Origin of the sequence: Sulfurimonas sp. HSL-1656 (assembly GCF_039645585.1) — a bacterium.
Lineage (GTDB): Bacteria > Campylobacterota > Campylobacteria > Campylobacterales > Sulfurimonadaceae > Thiomicrolovo > Thiomicrolovo subterrani.
In genome coordinates this window covers 229,024-253,385 of the sequence record NZ_CP147915.1, presented here as the reverse complement: position 1 = coordinate 253,385, position 24,362 = coordinate 229,024, and the positions used below count along the sequence as shown (strand labels likewise).

The 24,362-nt window shown below is 57.7% G+C and carries 27 protein-coding genes and 1 other RNA gene; 11 read left to right on the top strand and 17 right to left on the bottom strand.

Annotated elements, in window-relative coordinates; genetic code table 11:
- Positions 1 to 7: 7 nt before the first annotated feature.
- Complete coding sequence (locus tag WCX49_RS01305) at positions 8 to 850, bottom strand: ATP phosphoribosyltransferase regulatory subunit (RefSeq protein ID WP_345985778.1); 843 nt, start codon at positions 848 to 850, stop codon at positions 8 to 10.
- Positions 847 to 1,956 carry an alanine--glyoxylate aminotransferase family protein gene (locus WCX49_RS01300; protein ID WP_345985777.1) on the bottom strand — a complete coding sequence of 370 codons (1,110 nt, stop codon included), beginning with the start codon at positions 1,954 to 1,956 and terminating at the stop codon, positions 847 to 849. The genes WCX49_RS01305 and WCX49_RS01300 overlap by 4 nt, the downstream gene beginning before the upstream one ends.
- Before the next feature lie 159 nt (positions 1,957 to 2,115).
- Here WCX49_RS01300 and WCX49_RS01295 point away from each other — a divergent pair, with 159 nt between their 5' ends.
- Both WCX49_RS01295 and WCX49_RS01290 read left to right on the top strand, forming a co-directional pair.
- Complete coding sequence (locus WCX49_RS01295) at positions 2,116 to 2,892, top strand: undecaprenyl-diphosphate phosphatase (protein ID WP_345985776.1); 777 nt, start codon at positions 2,116 to 2,118, stop codon at positions 2,890 to 2,892.
- A gap of 62 nt (positions 2,893 to 2,954) precedes the next feature.
- The gene (locus tag WCX49_RS01290) at positions 2,955 to 3,182 is read left to right on the top strand and encodes a hypothetical protein (RefSeq protein WP_345985775.1); all 228 of its coding nucleotides are present in this window, start codon (positions 2,955 to 2,957) and stop codon (positions 3,180 to 3,182) included.
- 30 nt (positions 3,183 to 3,212) lie between these two features.
- On the opposite strand, the gene WCX49_RS01285 is transcribed toward WCX49_RS01290, so the two are convergent.
- The 5 genes from WCX49_RS01285 to glmM form a co-directional block, all read right to left on the bottom strand.
- Positions 3,213 to 3,662 (bottom strand): DoxX family protein, encoded by a 450-nt coding sequence (locus tag WCX49_RS01285; RefSeq protein WP_345985774.1) that lies wholly within the window; start codon positions 3,660 to 3,662, stop codon positions 3,213 to 3,215.
- A 38-nt stretch (positions 3,663 to 3,700) separates the two neighbouring features.
- Entirely contained in the window at positions 3,701 to 3,955 is a 255-nt protein-coding gene (locus WCX49_RS01280; protein WP_345985773.1) for a hypothetical protein, read from the bottom strand.
- A gap of 142 nt (positions 3,956 to 4,097) precedes the next feature.
- An RNA gene (gene ffs / locus WCX49_RS01275) (signal recognition particle sRNA small type) lies at positions 4,098 to 4,195 on the bottom strand.
- A gap of 71 nt (positions 4,196 to 4,266) precedes the next feature.
- Complete coding sequence (gene lspA / locus WCX49_RS01270; protein ID WP_345985772.1) at positions 4,267 to 4,722, bottom strand: signal peptidase II; 456 nt, start codon at positions 4,720 to 4,722, stop codon at positions 4,267 to 4,269.
- Positions 4,715 to 6,055 carry a phosphoglucosamine mutase gene (gene glmM, locus WCX49_RS01265; protein WP_345985771.1) on the bottom strand — a complete coding sequence of 447 codons (1,341 nt, stop codon included), beginning with the start codon at positions 6,053 to 6,055 and terminating at the stop codon, positions 4,715 to 4,717. Before glmM ends, lspA begins: the two co-directional genes overlap by 8 nt.
- 112 nt (positions 6,056 to 6,167) lie before the next feature.
- Here glmM and rpsT point away from each other — a divergent pair, with 112 nt between their 5' ends.
- Both rpsT and prfA read left to right on the top strand, forming a co-directional pair.
- Positions 6,168 to 6,428, top strand: coding sequence for a 30S ribosomal protein S20 (rpsT, locus tag WCX49_RS01260; RefSeq protein WP_231019849.1), 261 nt, complete (start codon positions 6,168 to 6,170; stop codon positions 6,426 to 6,428).
- 196 nt (positions 6,429 to 6,624) lie between these two features.
- On the top strand, positions 6,625 to 7,692 hold the full coding sequence (prfA, locus tag WCX49_RS01255; protein WP_345985770.1) for a peptide chain release factor 1: 1,068 nt from the start codon (positions 6,625 to 6,627) through the stop codon (positions 7,690 to 7,692).
- Positions 7,693 to 7,922: 230 nt separating this feature from the next.
- Here the strand turns inward: prfA and dapF are convergent, their stop codons facing one another.
- Genes dapF through WCX49_RS01240 form a run of 3 tightly spaced genes read right to left on the bottom strand, consistent with a single transcriptional unit; the run spans position 7,923 to position 9,868 of the window.
- Positions 7,923 to 8,672 carry a diaminopimelate epimerase gene (dapF, locus tag WCX49_RS01250; RefSeq protein WP_345985769.1) on the bottom strand — a complete coding sequence of 250 codons (750 nt, stop codon included), beginning with the start codon at positions 8,670 to 8,672 and terminating at the stop codon, positions 7,923 to 7,925.
- A 56-nt stretch (positions 8,673 to 8,728) separates the two neighbouring features.
- Positions 8,729 to 9,322 carry a dephospho-CoA kinase gene (coaE, locus tag WCX49_RS01245; RefSeq protein WP_345985768.1) on the bottom strand — a complete coding sequence of 198 codons (594 nt, stop codon included), beginning with the start codon at positions 9,320 to 9,322 and terminating at the stop codon, positions 8,729 to 8,731.
- Positions 9,323 to 9,868: a spermidine synthase gene (locus WCX49_RS01240; RefSeq protein ID WP_345985767.1), complete on the bottom strand. Its 546-nt coding sequence runs from the start codon at positions 9,866 to 9,868 to the stop codon at positions 9,323 to 9,325.
- A 241-nt stretch (positions 9,869 to 10,109) separates the two neighbouring features.
- Between WCX49_RS01240 and purM the strand changes: the two genes are divergently transcribed.
- Entirely contained in the window at positions 10,110 to 11,105 is a 996-nt protein-coding gene (purM, locus tag WCX49_RS01235; RefSeq protein ID WP_345985766.1) for a phosphoribosylformylglycinamidine cyclo-ligase, read from the top strand.
- 337 nt (positions 11,106 to 11,442) lie between these two features.
- Here purM and ccoG read toward each other — a convergent pair whose 3' ends face one another.
- Both ccoG and WCX49_RS01225 read right to left on the bottom strand, forming a co-directional pair.
- Positions 11,443 to 12,915 (bottom strand): cytochrome c oxidase accessory protein CcoG, encoded by a 1,473-nt coding sequence (gene ccoG, locus WCX49_RS01230; RefSeq protein ID WP_345985765.1) that lies wholly within the window; start codon positions 12,913 to 12,915, stop codon positions 11,443 to 11,445.
- Between the two features lie 3 nt (positions 12,916 to 12,918).
- Complete coding sequence (locus WCX49_RS01225) at positions 12,919 to 13,575, bottom strand: hypothetical protein (protein ID WP_345985764.1); 657 nt, start codon at positions 13,573 to 13,575, stop codon at positions 12,919 to 12,921.
- 133 nt (positions 13,576 to 13,708) lie between these two features.
- Here WCX49_RS01225 and WCX49_RS01220 point away from each other — a divergent pair, with 133 nt between their 5' ends.
- The 5 genes from WCX49_RS01220 to WCX49_RS01200 all read left to right on the top strand — a co-directional run bounded on the left by WCX49_RS01220 (position 13,709) and on the right by WCX49_RS01200 (position 18,566).
- Entirely contained in the window at positions 13,709 to 14,818 is a 1,110-nt protein-coding gene (locus WCX49_RS01220; RefSeq protein ID WP_345985763.1) for a tetratricopeptide repeat protein, read from the top strand.
- On the top strand, positions 14,815 to 15,240 hold the full coding sequence (gene rnhA / locus WCX49_RS01215; RefSeq protein WP_345985762.1) for a ribonuclease HI: 426 nt from the start codon (positions 14,815 to 14,817) through the stop codon (positions 15,238 to 15,240). Before WCX49_RS01220 ends, rnhA begins: the two co-directional genes overlap by 4 nt.
- Positions 15,241 to 15,242: 2 nt before the next feature.
- The gene (gene rnc / locus WCX49_RS01210; protein ID WP_345985761.1) at positions 15,243 to 15,923 is read left to right on the top strand and encodes a ribonuclease III; all 681 of its coding nucleotides are present in this window, start codon (positions 15,243 to 15,245) and stop codon (positions 15,921 to 15,923) included.
- Complete coding sequence (gene aroC, locus WCX49_RS01205) at positions 15,920 to 16,996, top strand: chorismate synthase (protein ID WP_345985760.1); 1,077 nt, start codon at positions 15,920 to 15,922, stop codon at positions 16,994 to 16,996. The genes rnc and aroC overlap by 4 nt, the downstream gene beginning before the upstream one ends.
- 97 nt (positions 16,997 to 17,093) lie before the next feature.
- Positions 17,094 to 18,566, top strand: coding sequence for a PhoH family protein (locus tag WCX49_RS01200; RefSeq protein WP_345985759.1), 1,473 nt, complete (start codon positions 17,094 to 17,096; stop codon positions 18,564 to 18,566).
- Positions 18,567 to 18,595: 29 nt separating this feature from the next.
- Here WCX49_RS01200 and WCX49_RS01195 read toward each other — a convergent pair whose 3' ends face one another.
- From WCX49_RS01195 to WCX49_RS01175, 5 genes are all read right to left on the bottom strand, one after another.
- Positions 18,596 to 19,303 carry a GNAT family N-acetyltransferase gene (locus tag WCX49_RS01195; RefSeq protein WP_345985758.1) on the bottom strand — a complete coding sequence of 236 codons (708 nt, stop codon included), beginning with the start codon at positions 19,301 to 19,303 and terminating at the stop codon, positions 18,596 to 18,598.
- Positions 19,304 to 19,355: 52 nt separating this feature from the next.
- Complete coding sequence (locus WCX49_RS01190) at positions 19,356 to 19,802, bottom strand: hypothetical protein (protein ID WP_345985757.1); 447 nt, start codon at positions 19,800 to 19,802, stop codon at positions 19,356 to 19,358.
- A gap of 69 nt (positions 19,803 to 19,871) precedes the next feature.
- On the bottom strand, positions 19,872 to 20,441 hold the full coding sequence (locus WCX49_RS01185; protein WP_345985756.1) for a DUF302 domain-containing protein: 570 nt from the start codon (positions 20,439 to 20,441) through the stop codon (positions 19,872 to 19,874).
- 136 nt (positions 20,442 to 20,577) lie between these two features.
- Positions 20,578 to 21,552: an iron-sulfur cluster assembly scaffold protein gene (locus WCX49_RS01180; protein ID WP_345985755.1), complete on the bottom strand. Its 975-nt coding sequence runs from the start codon at positions 21,550 to 21,552 to the stop codon at positions 20,578 to 20,580.
- Positions 21,553 to 21,577: 25 nt separating this feature from the next.
- Positions 21,578 to 22,789: a NifS family cysteine desulfurase gene (locus tag WCX49_RS01175; protein WP_345985754.1), complete on the bottom strand. Its 1,212-nt coding sequence runs from the start codon at positions 22,787 to 22,789 to the stop codon at positions 21,578 to 21,580.
- Positions 22,790 to 23,048: 259 nt separating this feature from the next.
- On the opposite strand from WCX49_RS01175, the gene tig reads away from it, so the two are divergent.
- The gene (gene tig, locus WCX49_RS01170) at positions 23,049 to 24,359 is read left to right on the top strand and encodes a trigger factor (RefSeq protein WP_345985753.1); all 1,311 of its coding nucleotides are present in this window, start codon (positions 23,049 to 23,051) and stop codon (positions 24,357 to 24,359) included.
- Positions 24,360 to 24,362 lie beyond the last annotated feature (3 nt).

Genomic DNA, 24,362 nt, shown 5'->3' with positions numbered 1-24,362 from the left:
CTTTCCTTTACACGCCGGCTTCAAGCAGCACATCGGTAGCGATGGCAAAGCCGACACTGGTCACATCTTCGTTTTTATAGCGTCCGCCTCTGGCGTAAACGTCATTGGCCGCGATCACGCGGAAATAGAGCTCGTCGTAGTAGAGCATCTTCGCATAGTACAGCGGTGCGACGACCGTGTTGCTATACGGCACGCTCAGGCTGAGCTCTTTCATCTTCACCAGCTCAATACGCAGCTCCTCCGGCACAAGCGGCAGGACCGCGTCGATCTCCGAAGGCTTCTCGAGGTAGACGAGCTTCGTCAGCCAGTCGATGCCCCGCGCCAGAAAGTTCTCGATCCGGATATGGCGGAAATCGTCCATCGGGATGTCGAGGAGGCGGCTCAGGATCTTCGGGATATTGATGTTGGAGATCTGCAGCAGCGGCTGTGCCTCCAGCCGCTCGAAGATCTCCAGGCAGCGCCGCATCGCGATGGAGAGGTCCGCCTCCCCGATCACCTCGGCACCGACCTGGTACTGCTCGTGCGAGGGGTAGCGGTAGACCGGCTGGATATAGAACCATTTGCGGTGGTCCGTGTTGCGGCCGAGCCGCTTGGAAATGATGCGCACGACATCGATGGTCGTGTCCGCGCGCAGGCTCATGCGGTGATTGTCACGGTCTCCCAGGCGGATCAGCTCTTTGGTGTCGGAGATGCTCTCATGCTGGTGGTGCGAAAAGAGCGGCACGACGATCTCTTCGAAGCCGTCGGCATAGAGCACGTCGCTGGCGATCTGCTCGATCTCGCGTTTGCGGCGGGCGCTGGCACCGAAATAGAGCTTGCTGCCTTCGGGAATCTCGTGGGCAAAAATCATGTCGCCAGCCCGAAATAGATCTCGTTGAAGATGCGGCTTGCCGTCCCGTCGTAACTGCGGCGGCCGAGCTTGTCGAGGGCGACCTCGACGGCATTGACGACCCACGCCGCCTCGTAAGGCTTGATCAGGCCCATGTGATTGACACGGAAGATCTTGCCTTTGAGGTGGTCCTGGCCGCCGGCCATGTTGACGTCGAACTCTTTTTTCAGCAGTGCGCGGATCTCGTTGGCATTCACGTCATCAATCGTCGTCATGGACGCCGCCGGTGTTTTGGGGTAGATATGCAGGCCGAGTGCCTCAAACGCGGTACGCGTCGCGGCACCGCGGCGGGCCGTCTCGTCATAAAGCGCTTCAAGCCCCTTGACGTCGATCTCCGCCAAAACGGCCTCCAGGCCGATGACCAGCGTCGTCGCCGCGGTCCATGCCGTGGTATTGGTACGCTGTTTCTTGATCTCGGTCGCCAGGTTGAAGTAGTATCCTCTGCCTGCGCCGATCTTCTCGACCGCCGCGTTGCTCAGTCCGATCACGGCGAGGCCCGGCGGCAGCATCAGCGCTTTCTGGCTGCCCGCCAGCAGGGCATCGATGTTCGTCACGTCGATCGCCTCGACACCGACGGCGGTAATGCCGTCCGCGATGATCATGACGTCGGGGCGGACGCCCTTAACCGCGGCGGCGATCGCTTCGACCGGGTGGCGCAGCCCGCCGGCACTCTCGCTGATCTGAATGGCGATGGCATCAATGCGCGGGTTCTCCTGCAGGGCAGCGAGGACATCCTCGGGCGTTGCCGGGGTATCCCACTCGTAGGTCAGCTCCACATTCTGCAGCCCGTGTGCCAGCGCGATCTTACCGAAACGCTCGCCGAATTTACCCGCATTGATGTTGAGCAGGGTGTCACGGCAGAGGTTGGTCACGGCCGCTTCCATTGCGCCGGTACCCGTCGAGGCCAGCATCACGACCTCATCGGTTTTCATCAGGCCGAAGAGCGCCTTGCGTGCGCGTTCGAAAATCGCTTCGAATTCCGGCGTGCGGTGATGGATCGTCTCCTCCGCCATTGCCTTGCGGACGGATTCCGGAACAGGGGTAGGACCGGGGGTAAAGAGCAGCATGCTTTTTTTCCTTAAGTGATATGCATATGCGGCTAAGGCGGATTTTCACCGCCTTTTTCAAGCCGCGTATTATACTGTATGTTCATTTAAGGGCATCTCAAGGTTGCTTTTCACGCCAAGCGGGTACAATGACGCATCTTTGTTCCGGGACCTGTTTTTATGACCGTTTTTGACGCCATCATCCTCGGGATCGTCGAGGGGATCACCGAGTATCTTCCCGTCTCTTCCACTGCGCATCTCTACCTTGCCGGGCAGATGCTCGGACTCAAGCAGGACACCTTCCTGACCGCCTTCGAGATCATCATCCAGATCGCCCCGATCTTCTCGGTGATGCTGATCTACCGCGAGCGGCTGCTGCAGAGCAGGGCCCTCTGGGTCAAACTTATCGCCGCCTTCATCCCGACGGGCGTCGTCGGCCTGCTCTTTCACAAACAGATCGAAGCGATGTTCGCCGCCAACTCCACCGTGGCCCTGATGATCCTTACCGGGATCGCCTTCCTCGCGGTCGAGTTCGCCTACAAGCCCAAAACCCATGCCGTGAAAGCACTGGAGGGGGTCAGTATGAAACAGGCCCTCGCCGTCGGCATCTTCCAGGTCTTCGCCCTCGTACCCGGGGTCTCCCGCTCGGGGATGACGATCCTCGGCGGGATGCTCAGCGGACTGTCGCGGGACACGGCCATGGCGTTTTCGTTCCTGCTCGCCATCCCGACGATGGGCGCGGCATCGGGCTATACGCTCCTCAAGGAGTACTCAGCCCTTTCGTTTGAACACTTCGGCGCCCTGGCCGTCGGTTTCGTCGTCTCCTTTGTCGTCGGCTGGGTTGCGGTCAAGACCTTCCTCGCCGTCGTCTCGCGCTACAGCTTCAAGCCTTTCGGGGTCTACCTCATCGCCAGCGGTCTGCTCTACGGGCTCTTCGGCGTCGAACTCGTCCACTGAATCAGGCATATTAGCCTGAAAGCCGGGCTTCCGGGCAAAGGCCGCTTGGTTATAATCGCGGCATGAAACCGATCGAACACGTAAAAAATGCCCTGTCCGACCTCGACAAAGAGGTACAGGCCATCCTCATGGATATGAAGCTCAACCTCACCCAGAAAGACAACGCCATGCTGCCGCTGCTTCAGCAGCAGAAGGTCCTCAAACAGACCCTCGAGGACCTCGAATACCTCGAAGCGCATCCGCCCTCACCGAACCAGCCGTGCGGGATCTCAAAATACCGGGAAGATTGAAAAGGGAAAGGTCCAGAGGCCCCGTAGGGGTCAGGCCTCTTTGCGTTTGAACAGCAGCCGGTCGAAGGAGAGGTTACCGGCGCCGTGCGTCAGCAGGACGAAAAGCATAATGAAGTAGTACAGCGGGATTTCAAACCCGTTGTTGCCCGACTGGAAACCGTTGGGCAGATGCACCAGGGTAATGGCAACGAGCATGACGCCCATCAGCGGAATGGAAATCAGCCGCGTGAAAAGCCCCAGTGTCAACAGCACGACACCTGACGCTTCCGTCGTTGCCGCCAGGTATGCCTGCAGGGTGGGCATCGGGAGCCCCATCGAAGCGAACCATTCGGCCACGGAGCCGATATCGTTCCACTTCATTTTCGCCGGTTCATAGAAACCGTAGGCGAGGATCAGCCGTACGAAAAGCAGTGCGACACTCTGAAGCTTTTCGACGGCCGGTTCGACGATTTTACATAGGTTGGAAAGCTGGCATTGCATGGCGGCTCCTTTCCTGTACGAAACTCACTGCCGCGGGGTCAACCGCCGCATTTGCCCTGGCCGCATTTGCCTTTGGGCTTCTCTTCTTTTTTCTCACCGTTGCACTTGGCGTTCATGTTTGACTTTTTCTCGCCGTTGCACTTGGTGTTCATCTTCGCTTTTTTCTCACCGCTGCATTTGGTTGCCGGTGTTTCCATTTTCTCACCGTCACACTTCGCAAAGGCCGACGTCGCTCCGATCCCCGTCATCAGGGCCGCTCCGAGCAGCATGGCCGCCAACTTGTACGTTTTCATCATGAACTCCTTGTGTTCGATCTGTCTGAAAGCATTGTAGCGGGAAGGGCTCAATACCATCAACAGCTATGATCGCACAGCATCAATAACGTTTCATAAACAGTTTTTTGGGTGGTTTGGATAAAAAGAAGTAATGAGGAACTCTCCTCCAGATACCTGCGGCACATGCACAGAAAAGGTGGGCTGCTATGTTCCCATCCTGACCCAGTGCCTCGCCTGCACATTGCACAGGTCTAAAGGAGAGCGTTGAGGGCACCTGTATGCCTTCAGCGCTGGCGGAATTATAGCACAGGGCGCGCGCGATTGCAATATCAGTGCGCTTGCCCGCTCCGGCACCAGTGGGGTTTGAGGTTGAGCAGCAGCAGCCAGACCACTGCCACGTCGATCATCACGTCGGCAAAGTTGAAGACGGCGAAATCGAACCCGCAGTGCCAGTAGACATAATCCACTACTCCCGGGTGCACAAAGCGGTCATAGACGTTGGAGAGGCCGGCACCCACCAGGATGCCGACGGGGAGCATGTAGCAGGTTTTTTGCAGCCGTACCACATAGATGAGCACCCCTGCGATCAGCAGCAGCTGCAGCCACTTGAGCCACTCTTCCAGGAAAGCGAACATCGAAAAGGCGACCCCTTTGTTGTAGACGAGGGTCAGGTCGATGCAGTCGCTGTAGAAGCGGTAGCCCTCCAGGAAAAGCGTCTTGATGTTCTGGTCGATGATGAAGATCCCGGCCAGGGCCAGGACCAGCGCGATGATCCCCCTAGTCATTGAGGGCATGTTTGAAGAAATCGCCCAGACGAGCCATCTGCTCCGTCATCGCATCACGGTCACGCCCCTCGAGCAGCAGACGCAGCTTGTTCTCCGTCCCGCTGTAGCGGATGAGATGGCGCATGCCGGCGGCTTCGATCCCGGCCAGTACGTCAGGGAGGCCGCTAATGCTCTCCAGGGGTTTTTTCGTTTTGACATTGAGGTTGACGAGGCTCTGCGGGTAGAGCTCGAAGGGGCGCAGCGCCGCGGACGCTTTCTCCCCGGTCATCAGGACCATCGCCAGCACCTGCAGCGCCGTCACCAGGCCGTCCCCGGTCTTGGCGAAGTCGTGCATGATGACGTGCCCGCTCTGCTCCCCGCCGAAGTTGATGCCGTGTTCGCGCATCGCCTCCAGCACGTACTTGTCGCCGACGCCGCAGCGGTGCAGTGTAAGCCCCGCGGCGGCCATGGCATCTTCGAGGGCCTGGTTGCTCATCACCGTCGCCACGATCCCGTCGCCCTTGAGCAGGCCGTACTTGTGCATGAACAGTCCCAGGGCGCCGAGCAGCTGGTCCCCGTCAACGACATCGCCCTTTTCATCCACCACGACCAGGCGGTCCGCATCGCCGTCGAGGGCGAAGCCGATATCCGCGCGGTACTTCTTCACCGCCTTCTGGACATCTTTGGGGTGCAGCGCACCGCACCCTTCGTTGATGTTGAAACCGTCGGGTTCATGGTGCAGGACGATCACTTCGGCCCCCAGCTCCTCTAGGACCGTCGGACCGACTTTGTAGCCCGCGCCGTTGGCGGTATCGAGCACGATACGCATCCCCTGCAGGCTGAGCGCGCTGGGGAAGGAGTTTTTGAGCTGCACGATGTAGCGGCCGATGACGTCGTCGATCCGTTTGGCCGAACCGATGGCACGTCCCGTCACCTGCGCCTTGGCGATCTGTGCATCGTCGCGGTAGATCGCCTCGATCTGCGCTTCGACCTCTTCGGAGAATTTGTTGCCGTGGGCGTCAAAGAGCTTGATACCGTTGTCTTCGAAAGAGTTGTGGCTTGCCGAGATCATGATCCCCGCATCGCAGCGCATGTTCTCGGTCAGAAAAGCGATGGCCGGTGTGGGCATCGGCCCGATCTGCACGACGTCGTACCCGACCGCAGTAAGGCCGCTGACAATGGCGTTCTCGATCATATAACCGCTGCGGCGCGTATCTTTGCCCAGCAGGATCTTTTTGGTTTTGGAGCTTTTTTTGAAGTAGATCCCCGCCGCCATCGCCGTACGCATCGCCAGCTCCGCCGTCAGGAAGGTTCCCGCTTCACCACGTACGCCATCGGTCCCGAATAATTTCATTTCTACCCCTATTGTCGTACACAAAGTGTTTGATACACTAAAGTTTAACTTAAATTTAATTATTTTTAAGGTAGTATTCTACCCTAAATTTTTTTCCAGAAGGATAAAGGCTATGGCAAACCATAAGTCATCAATGAAACGTATCCGTCAAACTGAAAAACGTACGGAACGTAACAGATTTTACCGCACGCGCCTGAAAAACATCGTCAAAGCTGTCCGCGCAGCTATCGATGAAGGCAACAAAGAAGCAGCATCTGCCGCTATGACCGTCGCTAACCAGCAGATCCACAAGTTCGTCAGCAAAGGGATCCTGAAAAAAGAGACGGCTTCCCGCAAAGTCAGCCGCCTGCAAAAAGCCGTTAACGGTCTTTAATTCGTACGCCAACGGAGCAAAGCCCCGTTGACTACGCTAACGCTAAGTCCGCCTACGATTCGGCATTCAGTGCCTCACGTGCACTGCCTTTTAAGGCTTGTCGGCGGCGGGCCCACGCGCAGTTGAACCGCGCTTTTCCTCCCCTGTCATCTTTAAAACACAATGACCATTTCATGCTTTTGCATTGGGAGTACTCATGCTTTCTGACAAACTCAACCCCTTTATCGACCGTTACAACGAACTGAGCGAACTGCTGAGCAGTCCCAATATCGCCAATGACATCAAACGGATGACCGCGCTTTCCAAAGAGCAATCCGCCCTCCAGGACATCGTCGATACGGCCAAAGCCTACAAGCAGCTGCTCGCGGACATCGAAGAGAACAAGTCGCTTGTCTACGACGACGAACTGGGGGAACTGGCCAAAGAGGAGCTCAAAACCCTCGAACCGCAGGTCCCGGTGATGGAGGAGGAGATCAAGATCCTCCTGCTGCCGACGGACCCCAACGACGAGCGCAACATCATCCTGGAGATGCGCGCCGGCACCGGCGGGGACGAAGCCGCGATTTTCGTCGGCAACCTCTTTACCGCCTATACCCGCTACGCCGAGATCAAAGGGTGGAAGATCGAACTGATCAGCTCCAGCCCCTCCGACATGGGAGGCTACAAGGAGATCACCGCCCTGATCAAGGGCGACAAGGTCTACAGCCGTCTGAAGTTCGAAGGGGGTACCCACCGCGTACAGCGGGTACCCGCGACGGAGTCCCAGGGACGCGTCCACACCTCGGCGATCACCGTGGCCGTCATGCCCGAAGCGGACGACGTCGACGTCAAAATTGACCCGAACGACCTCAAGATCGACGTCATGCGCTCCTCCGGCTGCGGCGGGCAGTCCGTCAATACGACCGACTCCGCGGTGCGTATCACCCACCTGCCCACCGGCATCGTCGTCACCAACCAGGACCAGAAATCGCAGCACAAGAATAAAGAGAAAGCGATGAAGGTCCTGCAGGCGCGCCTCTTCGAGATTGAGCAGCAGAAAGCCCAGGAGGCGGAGGGCGCCGCGCGCAAGGAGCAGGTCGGGACCGGCGACCGCAGCGGCCGCATCCGTACCTACAACTACCCGCAGAACCGCATCTCGGACCACCGCATCAACCTGACGCTCTACCGTCTGAACGAGATCATGACCGGCGGCCTCTTCGACGAGGTCATCGACCCCCTCATCGCCGACGCCCAGGCAAAAAGCATGGAGGCCGCAGGCCTCTAAACGGCAGCGCTGCTGCTAAGTGCTAAGTGCTAAGTGCTAAGTGCTAAGTGCTAAGTGCTAAGTGAAGGATGTCACTCTCCGCTTCTTTCGTCAAGTCAGAAACGGTCATTAGCGTGTCGAGCGGACCTGTGATGCATGGCATGTGCCGAAAGCGACAGCCTCTTATCCTTTTTTCTTCCCGGTTCGGCTTCTTTTTTGGATAAGCAAAAAAGAAGGGGAACAAAACCTCTTTATTTAACGTCTAAAACCGTCTCAAACGTCTTCTTCACGAGCCCTTTGAAGGTAATCGTCCCCTCTTCCAGCCCGAGATAGAGCGTCTCCCCGCTTTTCGGATAGACCTCCGCCTTGTCGCCGACAAATTCTTCACGGTTGGCACGGTAAAAACAGGCTGCCATTCCCGTCCCGCAGGCGAGCGTTTCATCCTCGACGCCGCGCTCGTAGGTCCGCACCCGGATAGAGCCGTCGCTGTTGACAGAGGCGATGTTGACGTTGGCGTTGTGTTCAAAGCGCAGCGTACGCGCCTCCGCAAGGTCGAAGTTCTCCATGTCGGCATCGAAGGTAACGAGGTGGGGCACGCCCGTATCGAGCAGCCACCACTTTTTCCCGCCCGCGACGATGTCCTCGCGGAGAATCTTCGGCGGGGTCAGGTCGCTCTGCACCATGTCGCCTTCCACCTCGGCGCCGATGACGCCCGCTTCGGTCAGGAAGGTCATGTTCGCCGGCGCAAGGCCGTTGCTGTAGGCGTAGTGCGCGCAGGCGCGGCTGCCGTTGCCGCACATCTCCGCCGTCGAGCCGTCGCTGTTGTAGAACTGCCACTCGAAATCGTGCTCCGCGTGCGGCACGAGGACGATAAGGCCGTCGGCGCCGACGCCGTTCTGGCGGTCGCAGAGGGTGCGTGCCAGTTCGGAGCGGTCTCTTGCAATAAAGCTGTGGAAGAGGACAAAGTCGTTACCGCTGGCGCTGTATTTGGCGATCATCATCGTATATGCCTTTTAGAGATATCAGTATGGAAGTGTAGTGGGTCTTGCTTGAAAAGTTATTGATATTTTGCTTTGATCATATCGACAAAAGCTTCGCACTCAGCCTGGAGGTGCTTGAGGTTGCCGCTGTTGTCGATCACCCAGGTCGCGCGCTTCTTCTTCTCCTCGATATCCATCTGGGATTCGATGCGGCGCAGTGCCTCGGCTTCGTCAAACCCGTTGCGTTTCATAAACCGCTGCAGCTGCGTCGCCTTGGGGGTATAGACGACGACTGCGTCCGCAATGGGATACGCCTGCGTCTCGAAGTAGAGCGGGATATCGATCAGGTAGGGGAACTTGAACGCGTCCTGGCGCTCGCTCTCCTCCTCGATTGCCTGACGGATCTTGGGGTGCAGGAAAGCTTCGAGCGTCGCTTTGGCCTCGGGGTCGGAAAAAATCACCTTTCCCAGTTCGCTGCGCAGGACTTTGCCGTTTTGGACATACTGTGCGCCGAAGGTCTCGGCGACCCAGCCGCTCTGCTCGTCCAGCAGTCTGTGCGCAATCGCATCGGCGTCGATGACCCGCAGTCCGTGCAGGGCCAACAGGGAGGCGACGGTACTCTTGCCCGTCGCGATTCCCCCGGTCAGTGCGATTGCATAATCGAAGGCCATTTAGTTGCGGATGATCCCGAGGTAGGTTTTGCGGATGTAGTTCGGCATCGCGAACGCAGCCGGGTGGATATCCGTGTTGTAGTACTCCAGCCCGTCGAGCATGTCAGCGCGGTGGAGGTTGATGTCCGCCGTCGGGTGGTTGCCCTTGCTGGCCAGCAGCAGGGTCTCCTCGTTGGCAAGACGGTAAGGCATAATCACCTTGAAGTAGTTGCCGAGAACACCGAGCAGGACCGTATTGGCCTGGACTTCCTCAAGCGAGGTGTGGCGCATGGAAACGACTCCATCTTCACTGAGGACGCGATTGATGTGTCCGGCAACCGCCGCATCGACATCCGCTTCGCAGATCACTACGTCGACACTGCCGTCGGCGACTTCGCGCAGCGCTTCAAGGCTGGCGGGGGCATGGACGACAACGACGCCCTCGTGGCGTGCCACCTCCTTCTGAAGGCTTTCGGGCGCATTGCTGATCACCAGAACATTCTGGGGAGCCTTATGGGTACACATCGGGACGTGTACCATCATTTCAGGGTAGACAAACTCTCTCATTTTCTCAATTCCTTGGGGCGTTAAGGGCTTTGATTTGAACCGCCCTTGTGCCGAAAGTGGCGCGATTTTAGCATCTTACATTTAAACCGGAATGAAGAAATTTGCAACTTCTTCCCGGCCAAGCTTTTGGCGCGCCGAACGCATAGGCGAAGCATAACGCATCTGCGCTGAAACCCCCTGCCAAACCCTATCCTAACCCCACCTTCGCTATACTTCCATTAACAATCATCTGGAGCAATCTATGAGTCAAATCAGCTACAAAGACGCCGGTGTCGATATCGACGCCGGGAACAGTTTCGTCGAGAACATCAAACCCCTGGTCAAGTCGACCCGTATTCCCGGTGTTTTGGGCGGGATCGGCTCTTTTGCCGGCGCCTTCGAGATGCCGACCGGCTACAAAGAACCCGTCCTCCTCGCGGCGACGGACGGGGTCGGTACCAAGCTGAAACTGGCCATCGACTCCGGCAAGCATGATACGGTCGGCATCGACCTCGTCGCGATGTGCGTCAACGACCTCATCTGCAACTTCGGCACCCCGAGCTTCTTCCTGGATTACTATGCCACGGGCAAACTCGAAGTCGACGTCGCGACCGCCGTCGTCAGCGGGATCGCCGAAGGGTGCCGCCAGGCCGAATGCGCCCTGATCGGCGGCGAAACGGCAGAGATGCCGGGGATGTACTCCGAAGATGACTACGACCTCGCCGGTTTTGCCGTCGGCGTCGCGGAAAAGAGCGAACTCGACACCCCCGCCAACGTCCGCGCCGGCGACAAGCTGATCGCCCTGCCGAGCTCCGGACTTCACTCCAACGGCTTCTCCCTGGCACGTAAGGTCCTGTTTGAGAAGATGGGAATGAAATTCGACGACGATTTCAACGGCAAACCGCTTATTGACGCCCTGCTCGCTCCGACGCGCATCTACGTCAAGACCTTCAAGCAGCTCAAGCCGAAGATCCAGGCGATGGCGCACATCACCGGCGGCGGCCTCGTCGAGAACCTGCCGCGCGTCCTGCCCGAAGGGCTGCGTGCCGTGATCAAAGGCGACGACGTCCGCGTACTGCCAATCTTTGAGCTGATGAGCGAGCACGTTGCCCGCGACGAGATGTTCCGCGCCTTCAACATGGGTGTGGGCATGGTTCTCGTTGTCCGTCCCGACGACGTCAACGCCGTCCTTGACGCAACTGACGGCTACCTCATCGGTGAGATCGAGCCGGGCGAAAAAGAGGCCCGCATCATCTGAACCGTTTCGGATAACCTGCTTTTAAACCGGGGCATCCTACAGGGGAGCCCTGCCCCCTCTCCCACAATCATGACACCCTTTAAAACCTTCCATTGATTAAAGCGCCGTATTGCTTTGCCGGCATCTATCCCGTAGCCCCTATGTAAACACTCATAATGCTTCAGCAGTCACCCTGCTTAACATGAGAAAGATATGTCATATGTTTCGAAATAATGGAAGATAGGACGGAACCCGCCCGGGGTTCAGCAGTTCGGGCGGCCGTGGGAGGAAGTGAACGGGAAAGACCCGTTCGGAAAAACACGGCGATCGCTGCCGTGTTCTGAGGCGGTGGGGAACGTTATTCCGCCGCCTGGTATTTGTCGTAGCGCGGGAAGATGAAGGTCGATTCGCGGTCGACGGCGATCTTCTCTTTCTCGTCGAGGGCATAGGCGTGGATCTTGATCGGCAGTACCGTATCCTTGCGCTCATCCTTGACCAGCTCCTCCGTCGTATAGAGGCGGACGACTTTTTTCTTCTTCACGCCAGGGCGGACGGTAAACGGTTCGGTCGGCTTGAGAATTTTGATCTTGCCTTCCATGCCCTTCGGCGCTTCGATGTCAAAGTAGAACTTATGGTCTTTATCCTGCGTATTCTGCAGCAAGAAGATATAGTCGTTCTCGACCATGATTTTGCCGTCCGGCGTTTTCTCGATCGCGTAGAGACGGTTCTCTTTGTTGATGTTGAGCAGCATATGCTCTTTCTTGCTCCCCATCATGCCGAGGACCACCATGATGATCACCAGGACAACCGCGTAACCGATAATCTTCGGGCGCAGGTAGTGCGTTTTGCCCTTCTGGAACAGCACCTCTTTCTCGCTCGACCAGCGGACCAGCGACGGTCTGCCCAGCGCCCCCATGACCTCCGTACAGGCATCGACACACTCGAGGCAGTTGATACACTCGAGCTGCAGCCCCTGGCGGATGTCGATATGGGTCGGACAGACGGTCACACAACTTTCACAGGTCGTACACTCTGCACTCGGTTCCACCGCCTGCAGGTCTTTCTGCTTGGTGTACTGCTTGTGCTTCGCTTCGTCGTAGATCTCTCCCCCGCGGTGCGGATCGTAGATCGCCATGACCGTGTCTTCGTCGTAGAGGACCGACTGGATACGGGAGTAGGGACAGACGTAGACACACCAGTTCTCTTTGAACCAGACAACATCGACCACCAGGAAGAGCGTCGTGATCAGCAGGATCCCGACAAGGATCAGGTGGTCACCGGCGTTCAACATGTACGGGAAGAAGTCCTCCGGCGGGACGAAGTACCACAGGAAGTTCGCCGTTGCCAGCAGGGAGAGCGCCGTCCAGAGCGCAATGGCGACAAGACGTTTCGCCTTGTTCTCCGGCTTGCTCCAGTCGGGCTCCTGCTGTTTGTTCTTGATCCGCTTGCGCAGCTTCAGGATCTTCGTTTCGATCAGGTCACGGTAGATGACGCGGAAGATCGTCTGCGGACAGACCCAGCCGCAGAAGACGCGGCCGCCCAGGACCGTCATCCCGAAGACCCCGATGAAGAGGATCATCAGGATGAACGGCATCAGGTACATCTCCTGCATGTCGAACTGGACAAACGCCAGGTGCAGCTTGAGCTTGTCGAAGCTCAGCAGGAAAATATGGTTGCCGTTGATCGTAATCCACGGCAGGACCAGTGACACGATGGTCATCCCCACGAAAAACCAGTAACGTTTTACGCGGTAGGATACCCACCCTTTTAAATACTCTTTCTTACTGACCTTGGCCGATCCGGCCTGGCCTGAGACTTCTGCCTGACTCACTGTCTACTCCTTTTCATTGACTTGCGGACATTCGATCGTTTCGATGATACTGGCTTCAGCATTGTCCACATTTTCCAAAAAGCTGCTGCCCATCGCCACCTCTTTGAGCTCCCGCGACTCGATGTAGTCTTTCAGGGAACTCCGGCTCACATCCAATACCCTGGCGATCTCGCTGACGCTCTGCCCCTCGCGAAGCGAACCGATGATCACTTCGAGGTAGGGGTCGAACTTGGAAGAGGAACGGCTCCCTCTCGGGCGGCCGATCACCTTCTTTTCCACCGACTGAATCGTCTGCCGCAGCTGGTCAACCAACCCCATTGCGACGATGATATCACTTTGCGCATTCAAGACGATTGAAGGTTTGATCAAATGGGTTTCGATACCGTTTTTAAGCAGACAGCTCAGCATCTGCACGACATCCTCGATATTGCTGCTAAGCACCCAAAGGTCATAGATCAGCAGCGTACCGCCCATATGCTCGGGCTGGCGCATAAACCGTACCGCCTCGTCGCGTTCGCTCAGACGGCTGTTCTGCGACAGCTGGTCCACCATCTCGTCTTCGATCACCAGATCATGTTTCTTTGCATAGGCACTGATCACTTTCAGCTGTTCGTACACACCGTGAAAGTGGCTGTCGGCACGTATATAACTGAATATCATTGACGTATAAACCTTTCACATTCTCCAGTTTCAACGTCATTCTACCCTCTTTGGCGAAGTAATGTCAATATTTTATCGGTTTTTTTCGTCACATTTTTATCTCATTTTCTCCGAAAAGTTCAAAAGCGCTATAATGGCTGCTACCCAGCGCCCCCCAGGCAGTGCGACAGGAGCCGACGTGAACAGCCTCTTTATCGAATTCCGAGACCCGCTTTTCGGCATCATCGTTTTCGTCGCACTGATCTTTATTATTGCGTTTGTGAGCTACTGGTGGGGGCGGCTGCGCAGCAAGGAGGACCACCGCTACCTCGAACGGTTCCTCCATTCGTTCACCAAGCCCCCCTCGGAAACCGAACTGCACCGCGAAATCGGCTCCAGCGCCGTCTCGCAGCGCTCGTGGCTCCTCGTCGCCCAGACCTATGTGCAAAACGGCGATTTCGAGCAGGCCGTCGCCATCTACCGCAGCCTGCTGGAGATGCAGCACGAACCCCACCGCCGGCGCGAACTGCTGCTGCTCCTCGCACAGACCTACTTCAAGGCCGGTTTCCTGGAGCGGTGCGAAACGATCCTACTGAAGATCCTCGGCCGTTTCCCCCGCACCCCGCAGGCCCTGAAGCTGCTGCTGTTCACCTACGAGCGGCTCCGGACCTATGAGAAGGCCCTGCAGGTGCTCGAACCCCTCGACGAGCTCGGCAACGACATCGCCGGCGACCGCCGCTACCTGGAGACCGTCAGCCTGCTGCAGGAGACCAAAACCGATACGGCGGCGAAATGTGCACGCCTCGCCGAACAGTACCGCGAGCACCGCACCCTCGCCTACCTGACCTTCGAATACCTTTTCCGCCACGACCCGGCCCTGGCCTGGAAAACGCTCGACCCCTCGAGCAGCCGCGTCATCGCCGACATCCTCTGGCATTTACCCGACGAATACCTGAATTTGGATATAATTACGGCTGATGGCTATTTGCGGCAGCTGTATAGCGCCAGAGGAAGCGTGAATCTTGCTCAGAACAGTTCCGAATTCGAACTGGATGTTTTGATCAAACTTCGCCAAAGCGGCCAAAGCGGGGCAACCCTGCAGTTTGAATACCTGTGCGGCCACTGCAAGCAGATCTTCCCTTTCCCGTTCCACCGCTGCCCCAACTGCCATACGATCGATTCCGTCGTCACCGAACCGCTGCTGGGCAAAGCCGTGGCGGATTTCGCCCCGTCGGAACGCTCGGAAAGGGCTTACGAAGTATGAAGCATATCACCCTGTTCAGTGACGGGTCGGCGCTCGGCAACCCCGGTCCCGGCGGTTACGGGACGATCCTGCGCTACGGCGACAAAGAGCGCGAGCTCAGCGGCGGCGAAGCCCATACCACCAACAACCGTATGGAGCTGCGCGGCGTCATCGAAGGGCTCAAAGCCCTCAAAGAGCCCTGCGAGGTGGAGATCGTCTCGGACTCCTCCTACGTCGTCAAGGGGATCAACGAATGGCTGCAGAACTGGATCAAACGCGATTTCGCCAAGGTGAAGAACCCCGACCTCTGGCGCGACTATATCGCCGCCAGCGCACCGCACCGCATCAAGGCGACCTGGGTCCGGGGCCATGACGGCCACCCGGAGAACGAACGCTGCGACACCCTCGCCCGGGGCGTCGCCGAGAAGATGAAAAGAGGATAAGTATGGACCAGATGGCGCGCATCGAGCAGACGCTCGGCTACACCTTCGACAACAAGCAGCTGCTGCGCGAGGCCCTGACGCATAAGAGCTTCAAGCAGCCCTACAACAACGAACGCCTCGAGTTCCTGGGCGACGCCGTCCTCGACCTCATTGTCGGCGAATACCTTTTCGAGCACTTCCCCAAGCACGACGAGGGCAAACTCTCCAAGATGCGGGCATCGCTCGTCAACGAAGAGGGGTTCGCCCGCCTGGCCGACCACATCAAACTGGGCCAGGCGATCTTCCTCTCCAACGCCGAGGAGAACAACGGCGGACGCACCAAGCCCTCCCTGCTTTCCAACGCCTTTGAAGCGGTCATCGGCGCCATTTACCTCGAAGCGGGCCTCGCCCCGGTGAAGACGATCGCCACGACCCTGCTGGAGAGCGTCTATAAAGAGATCTCGCTCGATACCCTCTTCAAAGACCACAAGACGGCGCTGCAGGAGCTGACCCAGGCGCACTTCGGCATCACCCCCGAGTACCGCCTGGTGGGCAGCAGTGGTCCGGACCATAAAAAAGAGTTCACCATCGCCATCCTCATCGACGGCAAGGAGTACGCCAAGGCCTCCGGCAAGAGCAAAAAGACCGCCCAGCAGGAGGCGGCCCAACAGACCATCGCCCGACTCAAAGAGGAGCTTTCATGAACCGTTTCGGTATCCGTTTCAGTTTTACCACCTTCGGCGAATCCCACGGCAAGGCGATCGGCTGCGTCGTCGACGGCGTCCCCGCCGGCCTTGAAATCGACGAAGCGTTCATCCAGGGGGAGCTCAACCGCCGCAAACCCGGGCAGAACGCCTACGCGACCGCGCGCAAAGAGGATGACGCCGTCGAGATCCTCAGCGGGGTCTTCGAGGGCAAAAGCACCGGCACGCCGATTGCCATGGTGATCTACAACACCAACCAGAAATCGAAAGACTACACCAATATCAAGGATGTCTTCCGTCCCGGCCACGCCGACTTCACCTACTGGCACAAGTACGGCATCCGCGACTACCGCGGCGGCGGGCGCTCCAGTGCCCGTGAAACGGCGGCCCGCGTCGCGGCGGGGGCGATCGCCAAACTGATGCTCGCCCCGCTGGGCATCACCGTCAAAAGCGGGATCAGCGAGATCGCCGGGATCGCCGCAAGCACCTTCGACTTCGACCATGTCGCCACCAGCGAGATCTACGCCCTGGATCCCGGCGTGGAGCAGGCCCAGAAAGACGCGATCCTCCTTGCCAAGAACGACCACGACTCCGTCGGCGGGGTCGCACACGTGCGGATCGAAAACCTGCCCGTCGGCCTCGGCGAGCCGCTTTACTACAAGCTCGACGCCGTCCTCGCCGACGCTATGATGGGCATCAACGCCGTCAAGGCCGTCGAGATCGGCGACGGCCTGCTCGGCGCGCGACTGCACGGTTCCGAGAACAATGACCCCATCCGCAACAGCGGGTTCGAATCCAACCACAGCGGCGGAATCCTCGGCGGGATCAGCAACGGGGACGACGTGCGCCTTAACGTCTATTTCAAACCCACCCCGTCGATTTTCCAGGAACAGCACACGACCACGACACAGGGCGAGGAGGTCGACTTCGCCCTCAAGGGACGCCACGACCCCTGCGTCGCCATCCGCGGCTCCGTCGTCTGCGAAGCAATGGCCGCCCTCGTCGTCGCCGACATGGTACTGCTCAATATGGGGCGGACAATGGACGGGGTCACCCGTTACTACCGCGCCTAGGGCGCGCTGCCCAAAGTTCATCCACCCACATCCTTCCGCATTAAGCTTTGCAGGGTTATAATCAATTTAACTCATATGACCGAAGGATGCTCTTTCCATGAGTCCCACACAAAAATACTACCTCCTCGACACCTCGGTGATCCTCGACGATCCGGCCAATATCCTCCGCATTTCCGAAAACAACAAGAACATTGTCGCCATCACCAACACGGTGCTTGCCGAACTCAACAACAAAAAAGACGACATGCGTTCGGATGCCGGGTTCCGTGCCCGGGAGTTCTTCCGGCTCGCCGACTACGAGGTCGGGCAGACGCTGCGCTTCGACGAACTCCCCGAACCGCTGCGCCGCTCCCGCGAAACGGCCCCCAACAACAGCGACTGCTACTACCGGCTCACCCTCCCCTTTGCGCCGGACCTCAACCCCGAAGCGGGCGGCGAAACGAACGTCGAACTGCTGATCATCTACCGCGAAGAGTACCGGATTGCCAAATCCTACTCCGAACCCAAGGGCTTCAACGACGCGAAGATCGCGGAGATCGCCGCGGACTACCACCTCAAGCTCGTCACGAACGACATCTCGTTCAAAATCGCGGCCGAGGTGCAGGGGATCGAAGCGCAGAGCCTGCGCAACGCCAGCGTCGAGCGTCCCGACGCCATCGAATTCGCGCACACCGTCACTTACCACGAAGAGCCCGAACTGGGGACGGAGGCCGATTTCCGCAACTTCGAGCAGTTCAGCTTTATCCAGGAGGCGACGAGCGAAGGGCACAACGAGATCTACGAAACCGGGCTGCAGCGCTACGCCGTCATCTACAACGGCCACCTGGAGTGGTGCGACTTCGACAAGCGCTTCGGAGAGTATTTCGACGAAACCCTCATCCGCCCCATCAACCTGGAGCAGAAGTTCTACTACACCATTCTCACCCACCCGCAGAACCACCTGACCGTCGTCGCCGGCTCCACCGGTTCGGGCAAAACCCTGATGGCACTGCAGGCGGGACTGGAGATGGTCAAAGAGGGGATCGTCGAGGGGATCGTCTACGCGCGCAACACCGTGACCGCCTCCGACCCGCAGGCGGAGCTGGGCTTCCGTAAAGGGGACGAGCACGAGAAACTCGGCTACTTCATGTACCCGCTCTACTCCGCCATCAACTACACGATCGAACACCAGAACAAGCACTCCATCGAATCCCAGGTGGAGTTTACGGGCAATACGAACTCTACCAAGCGCGAAAATGCGACGGAGCTCTTTATGGCCAAGTACAATATCGAGGTCATGGATATCGCCCACATGCGCGGGACGACGATCTCACGCAAGTTCGTCATCATCGACGAGGCGCAGAACATGACCAACGCGACGATGAAACTGATCGGGACGCGGATGGGCGACGAGACCCGCCTCGTGGTCATGGGCGACCCGCACCAGATCGACCACCCCTTCCTCTCCAAGCGCCGCAACGCCCTCGTGACGATGCTCAACAAGGCCCAGCACAGCGATTTCCTCGCCGGCATCCAGCTGCGCCACACCATCCGTTCGGAAGTCGCGAACTGGTTCGACAAAAACCTCTAAAACAACGCGTCAGGGGAGCGCCCCGTCCTCTAGATGGCGAGTGAACCGAACCGGCGCGGATACCAGAGCTTCAAAAACACAGGGCGCGGAACAATCACGGCGCCCAGGTCACTCTTGTATTTCATATGGGGGTGTCCCATATTCCAAAAGCGCAGACCGGCATTCTGCAGGTGCCTGCCCAGCAGAACCAGCTGCAGCGTCCCCCAGCTGTTGTAGCGCTGCTCGGGGCTATGGAACCCCGAGAGGCTGGTATAGATGTTGTTGGCCGTAATGTAGCCGATCTCGCCGGCAACGAGGGTGCCCGTCTCCTCGTCGAACAGTTCTACACTCATAAGTTTGAAGGGATCGCCGCTGCGGGCATTCAGCCGCCGCAGCAGCGCCGCATACTTCCCGACCATCCAGCACTCCGTATGCGCTGCCTGTATCCCGCGGATGACATCGTCGAAAGCCGTGTTGAAAGCTAGCCGGTAATTCGCTCTGCGCAGCAGCTTCGCCACCTTCTTGCTGACATGCATTGCATCGAACTGCAAGAGCGCGTATTCCTTCTGAATCTCCCCCAGCAGAAGCTGCCTGCCCTCGTACGAAAACGATACGCTGATAAAGCCGGCATTGGCCAGCGCGACGTACATCGCCTCGGAGAAGTCGTCGCTCCAGTAGTAATCGTGGCCCATGTCGCGGTAGATCTGCTCAAGAATACGGAGATTCCCGAGGGCTTCACGGTCAATCCGGTAAACCATGACGTACCGCTTTTGCCGGATGATCCGGGAACTTTTTCGCTTCCGCCATCTGCTACAACATGCTCCGCACGCCGATCGCATACCAGAGGATGATCAGGTTGAGGAAAAAGATCCCCAGCGAACTCCCCCGCGAGAGCAGCTGCTGCCACTTCGTCCGGCTGATCATATGCGTTTTGAAGGCGATGACCAGGTGAACAAACGTTAATATCGTCAGAACGGCGACCAGGTAGACCTTGTGGTGCATCATCTGCGACAGCTCCGAGTCGTAGGCGTACTTGAAAACCTCGTGAAAGCCGTGGTGGAGGTAGAGCACCGTCCCCGTCACCCAGAGCGACACCAGCCAGAACACCTCGAACCAGCCGTAGATGGGCCCGAGATGTTCGTAGGTCTGCCGCTGGGCCTCTTTGTCGCGCAGCAAAACGCCCAGCGCGAAAAGCAGCAGTGACCCGCCGATCCATGCCGTTGCGGAGAGAAGATGGATGTATAAAACGAAATGCATACCGGATTGTAGACTATCCGGGGTAAAAAAGAGGAGGCTCGGGCCGGAGAGGGCCCGAACAAAAAGGGGTTAGAAATCGCCTTTGGCAACACGTTCCGGAATCTCTTCCATCGCTTTTTTGACAGAGAGCGCCATCGCAAGCATGTCGTCCGGGAGCGGGTGGCCGCCGTGAATCGCCAGCGTCATGTCCATGGCGACGAGGAAGCGGTCGCCGTTGCCGTATTCGACGAGCATGATGCGGCACGGCATAAATCCGCCGTACCAGCGTGAGTAGTTCAGGAACACTTTCGCGATCGGAAGGCTGCAGAGCGAGAAGATACGTGCATGCTTGATTTCGCCTGCAACCGCATCCTCTTTCGTATACATTTTGACGTCGCCGGTAATGCGCATGTTGTACTCTTCGGCCAGGGACTTGATCAGTTCCGACGCGTCATCGTTGCTGACCTCATCGCTGATCTTCCACTCTTTCATCATGGCGCGGGCGGCATCGCCGTTTTCCAGGATGTTACCGAACATCTTCATATACGCCGGAAGCGCGCCGCCGTCAAGCTGCTGTACTTTTCCGCCGAACATCGCGTATCCGCCGATCACCGCGACCAGTGTCACTGCACCGATCAGTGCCAGTAGGTTTTTGAACATTATTATCTCCTTGTGAACGTTTGAAAGGCGGCATTGTACAGAAAAAGTCGGCATTTAAGCAACAGCCGCTGATAAAAAAGGGGGGGAATTCGTTAATGATAGGAGAGGGAGAGGGGCCCGGCCCCTCGTTATGTCGTCAGATCGGCAGAACGCGGATCTTGTCGGAGAGCTTCTCTTTGAGCGCCGCTTCGATGGCATAGAGCGTGCCCGTGCTGGAGCTCGCACAGCCGGAGCAGGCACCGAGGTAGCGGATATAGACGTCAATGTACTCTTCACCGTCTTTGACGTCGATGACTTCCATGTTCCCGCCGTCCATGATGAGGAACTGGCGGATGTTGTCGTCGACGACCGCGTCGATCGCCTTGATCTTCTGGACCAGCGTCATCGCTTCGAAGTCGCCGCCGAGACCGGCTTCGGCCGCCGCTTTCATCTTCGCTTCGTCCATCTCGCGGCGGACGTCGGCAAGGATATCGACAAGGTAGTACTCGCGCGCTTCGTGGCCGCCCGGCTTGATACAGCTCTTACAGAAACCGCCCGCTTTCGTATAGTCGGTCACCTGCTCGATCGTGTGCAGGTCGTTGAGCTTGATGACCTCTTTGAGGGTTGAGAGGCTGACGCGTGCACATTCACAGACGATGATCTCCTCTTCGAAGCTCTCCGCGTCAACACCCTTGTAAAGGCCGGCCGCTTTCTTGATAACGTCGTAGGCCATGACCGAACAGTGCATCTTCTGCGGCGGAACGGCCGGAACGTCCGGCGTATCGCGCAGCGCCATTTCGACGTCGATGTTGGTGATCTTGACCGCTTCGTCGACCGTTTTGCCCAGACAGAGCTGTGTCATCATATCGGAGCTGGCGATCGCGGTACCGCAGCCGAAGCTCTTGAACTTGGAGTTCTCGATAACATCGTTCTCCGGGTTGACTTCCCAGTAGAGGCGTACGGCGTCGCCGCAACTCTCCGCGCCGAAGTCCGCGACGATCAGCTTGTTGCCGTGTGCCGCCGCTTCCTCTTCCGTGATCTCCCCCTGGTGCTGGGGGTTGTTCATCAGTGTCGTTACCTTGTTGGAGTACTCATCCCACAGGGATGCGCCAAACAGATCATTCTTTGCCATAATGCTTTCCTTCTCTCTCTAATTCTCAGTGCATTTCGCACGCAGTGGCTTCACCGCCGGGTGTCGGTTTGACTTTGGCGTATGAGCTGGAGATCGAGCGCAGGCGCTCGACAGCCGATTTGAAGTGATCGATCACGTAATCGACCTCTTCGTCCGTCGTATAGCGGCTCAGGCTCAGGCGGATACCGGTGTGGGCCAGTTCGTGGTCCGCGCCGATCGCGAGCATAACCGTGTTGGCTTCGAGGTCCTCGGAAGCACACGCCGAACCGGTGGAGGCACCGATGGCCGCGTTGTTGAGGTCCCACAGCATCCCTTCGCCTTCCACCCCGCGGATGGAGATGAGGATCGTGTTCGGCGTGCGGTGGTCGCGTTCACCGACTGTAAAGGTATCCGGGATCAGCTTGAGCAGCGCATCCTCGAGGCGGTCGCGCTTCGCGCTGATGGTGGCCATCTTCTCCTCGATATTCGCCGTCGCCATTTCCAGCGCCTTGCCCATCCCGACGATGTAGGGGACGTTCAGGGTGCCCGAACGGCGGCCGCCCATGTGCTCACCGCCGTTGAGCAGCGGGGAGAGGGCCTGTCCGTTACGGATATAGAGTGCCCCGATCCCTTTCGGGCCGTGAAACTTGTGTGCGGACATCGACATGAAGTCGACATGGACCGCCTGGACATCGACCGGGATCTTGCCGACCGCCTGGACGCCGTCGGTATGGAAGAGCACACCCTTCTCTTTACAGATCTCGCCGATCTCCTGGATCGGGAAAATCATTCCCGTTTCGTTGTTCGCCCACATGACGGAGACAAGCGCCGTCTTCTCCGTAATGAAGCTGCGCAGCATCTGCGCATCGATGACGCCCTGCTCGTTCACCGGCAGGTAGGTCACGTTGACACCCTGCTCCTCCAGGAATTTACAGGTCGACAGGACGGAGGGGTGTTCCACCTCTGTTGTAATAATATGGTTCTTCTCCCCGTGAAGGATCTTGTCGATCCAGACGGATTTCAGTACCCAGTTGTTCGATTCGGTTGCGCAGGACGTAAAGACGATATCGTCATTGTCCGACGCATTGATCGCCGTGTAAACCTGGTCGATCGCTTTCGAGATCGCCGGGTGGGGCGCCGTACCGAATTTATGCAGCGAGTTCGGGTTTCCGTACTGCTCGCTGAAAAATGGAAGCATTGCTTCGACAACCGTCGGATCCACCATGGTCGTCGCATTGTTGTCCATATATACTTGCATCGCTCTTCCTCAATTCAATCGTATTTTGATAACAATTTTAAAAAAGACAAAATTTGTCCTCTTTTGCGTGGTGAGATATTAGATCATCTGTCGTTAGAACTTCCTTAATCAATTTTTATACTTAAAAAAGCTTAAGAAGCCCGTACTGCCGAAAACTAAGAGTGATGTTAATCTAATTAAGGTAGAATTGCGCAATTTTTCTCCGTATTGCCGCATGGGCTGAGCCGGAAGAAACAGAAGATAAAGGTAAGAGATCACCATGGAAATGAGCACCAACAAAATCAACGCAGCCAATGCCGAAATCAGCGCGACCGTCACTGCAAGTGACCTGGACAAGCATTTCGACAACATGGCCAAAGAGCTGAGCAAGCAAGCAAACATCCCGGGTTTCCGTAAAGGTAAAGTCCCCGTTAACGCAGTCAAGAAACAGTACGGCGAACGCCTCATGCAGGATGCCGAAAGCCAGGCGGTCCGCGAAGCCCTCAACGAAGGCCTCAATGCCCTCAGCGTCGCAGCAGATGCCCTGATCGGCGAACCGCAGTTCTCCAAGTTCGACAAGAAAGAGGACGGCAGCATCGAGATGACGATCAAAGTCGCGATGCGCCCCGAGATCGACCTCGGCGACTACCAGGCACACGTTCCGGAGGTCAAAGCACCGAAGATCACTGCCAAAGCGGTTACCGACCGTATCCAGGAGATCGCAAAAGCGCAGGCACCATTCGTTGATATCGAAGAGGACCGTCCGGTCGAAGACGGCGACACTGCCGTTATCGACTTCGAAGGTTTCCTCGACGGTGAAGCGTTCGAGGGCGGCAAAGCCGAAGAGTTCCCGCTCAACATCGGCAGCGGCCAGTTCATCCCGGGCTTTGAAGAGCAGATCATCGGTATGAAAGCGGGCGACGAAAAGATGATCGACGTCACCTTCCCGGAAAGCTACGGCAGCGAAAAACTGGCCGGCAAACCGGCACAGTTCAAAGTGAAACTGCACAAGATCCAGACCAAAGAGAAGGTCCGCATGGACGCGAAACTGGCCAAGCAGCTGCTGCCGGGCGAAGAAGAGCCGACAATGGATATGGTCAAAGAACAGGTCCAGAAGCAGCTTGAAAACGAAGAGCGCAGCAAACTCTTCAATGAACAACTCAAGCCGGAACTGCTCGAGGCATTCGTCGCTGCGTACAGCTTCGACCTGCCGGAGTTCGTCGTCGAGCAGGAGATGGACATGGCGCTGAACAACAAAGCGCGTGAAATGAGCGAAGAGGAGATCACTGCGCTGCGCGAGGACCAGGAGAAGGTCAAAGCACTCCGCGAAACCTTCCGTGACGACGCCACCCGCTCCGTCAAGGCGACCTTCATCATCGACGCCCTGGCCAAAGCCGAAGGCGTCAACGTGAACGAGCAGGAAGTGATGCAGACGATCTACTTCGAAGCGATGCAGACAGGTCAGGACCCGCAGGCAGTCTACAGCCACTACCAAGAGAGCGGCTACCTGCCGGCGATCCAGATGGCTATGGTTGAAGACAAAGTACTCAGCGGTCTGCTGAACGCCAAAACGGCCACTGCCGAAGAGTAACCC

Bases quoted from the DNA above. Each gene is read 5' to 3' on its own strand.
- lspA (WP_345985772.1), bottom strand. From the start codon at position 4,722: ATGACTAGGGGGATCATCGCGCTGGTCCTGGCCCTGGCCGGGATCTTC.
- WCX49_RS01175 (WP_345985754.1), bottom strand. From the start codon at position 22,789: ATGCAAGTATATATGGACAACAATGCGACGACCATGGTGGATCCGACG.
- tig (WP_345985753.1), top strand. From the start codon at position 23,049: ATGGAAATGAGCACCAACAAAATCAACGCAGCCAATGCCGAAATCAGC.
- rpsT (WP_231019849.1), top strand. From the start codon at position 6,168: ATGGCAAACCATAAGTCATCAATGAAACGTATCCGTCAAACTGAAAAA.
- WCX49_RS01290 (WP_345985775.1), top strand. From the start codon at position 2,955: ATGAAACCGATCGAACACGTAAAAAATGCCCTGTCCGACCTCGACAAA.
- prfA (WP_345985770.1), top strand. From the start codon at position 6,625: ATGCTTTCTGACAAACTCAACCCCTTTATCGACCGTTACAACGAACTG.
- WCX49_RS01200 (WP_345985759.1), top strand. From the start codon at position 17,094: ATGAGTCCCACACAAAAATACTACCTCCTCGACACCTCGGTGATCCTC.
- WCX49_RS01190 (WP_345985757.1), bottom strand. From the start codon at position 19,802: ATGCATTTCGTTTTATACATCCATCTTCTCTCCGCAACGGCATGGATC.
- WCX49_RS01300 (WP_345985777.1), bottom strand. From the start codon at position 1,956: ATGCTGCTCTTTACCCCCGGTCCTACCCCTGTTCCGGAATCCGTCCGC.
- WCX49_RS01220 (WP_345985763.1), top strand. From the start codon at position 13,709: ATGGCTGCTACCCAGCGCCCCCCAGGCAGTGCGACAGGAGCCGACGTG.
- WCX49_RS01305 (WP_345985778.1), bottom strand. From the start codon at position 850: ATGATTTTTGCCCACGAGATTCCCGAAGGCAGCAAGCTCTATTTCGGT.
- WCX49_RS01225 (WP_345985764.1), bottom strand. From the start codon at position 13,575: ATGATATTCAGTTATATACGTGCCGACAGCCACTTTCACGGTGTGTAC.
- WCX49_RS01285 (WP_345985774.1), bottom strand. From the start codon at position 3,662: ATGCAATGCCAGCTTTCCAACCTATGTAAAATCGTCGAACCGGCCGTC.
- WCX49_RS01280 (WP_345985773.1), bottom strand. From the start codon at position 3,955: ATGAAAACGTACAAGTTGGCGGCCATGCTGCTCGGAGCGGCCCTGATG.
- purM (WP_345985766.1), top strand. From the start codon at position 10,110: ATGAGTCAAATCAGCTACAAAGACGCCGGTGTCGATATCGACGCCGGG.
- WCX49_RS01195 (WP_345985758.1), bottom strand. From the start codon at position 19,303: ATGGTTTACCGGATTGACCGTGAAGCCCTCGGGAATCTCCGTATTCTT.
- dapF (WP_345985769.1), bottom strand. From the start codon at position 8,672: ATGATGATCGCCAAATACAGCGCCAGCGGTAACGACTTTGTCCTCTTC.
- coaE (WP_345985768.1), bottom strand. From the start codon at position 9,322: ATGGCCTTCGATTATGCAATCGCACTGACCGGGGGAATCGCGACGGGC.
- glmM (WP_345985771.1), bottom strand. From the start codon at position 6,055: ATGAAATTATTCGGGACCGATGGCGTACGTGGTGAAGCGGGAACCTTC.
- aroC (WP_345985760.1), top strand. From the start codon at position 15,920: ATGAACCGTTTCGGTATCCGTTTCAGTTTTACCACCTTCGGCGAATCC.
- rnhA (WP_345985762.1), top strand. From the start codon at position 14,815: ATGAAGCATATCACCCTGTTCAGTGACGGGTCGGCGCTCGGCAACCCC.
- WCX49_RS01240 (WP_345985767.1), bottom strand. From the start codon at position 9,868: ATGAGAGAGTTTGTCTACCCTGAAATGATGGTACACGTCCCGATGTGT.
- WCX49_RS01295 (WP_345985776.1), top strand. From the start codon at position 2,116: ATGACCGTTTTTGACGCCATCATCCTCGGGATCGTCGAGGGGATCACC.
- WCX49_RS01180 (WP_345985755.1), bottom strand. From the start codon at position 21,552: ATGGCAAAGAATGATCTGTTTGGCGCATCCCTGTGGGATGAGTACTCC.
- WCX49_RS01185 (WP_345985756.1), bottom strand. From the start codon at position 20,441: ATGTTCAAAAACCTACTGGCACTGATCGGTGCAGTGACACTGGTCGCG.
- rnc (WP_345985761.1), top strand. From the start codon at position 15,243: ATGGACCAGATGGCGCGCATCGAGCAGACGCTCGGCTACACCTTCGAC.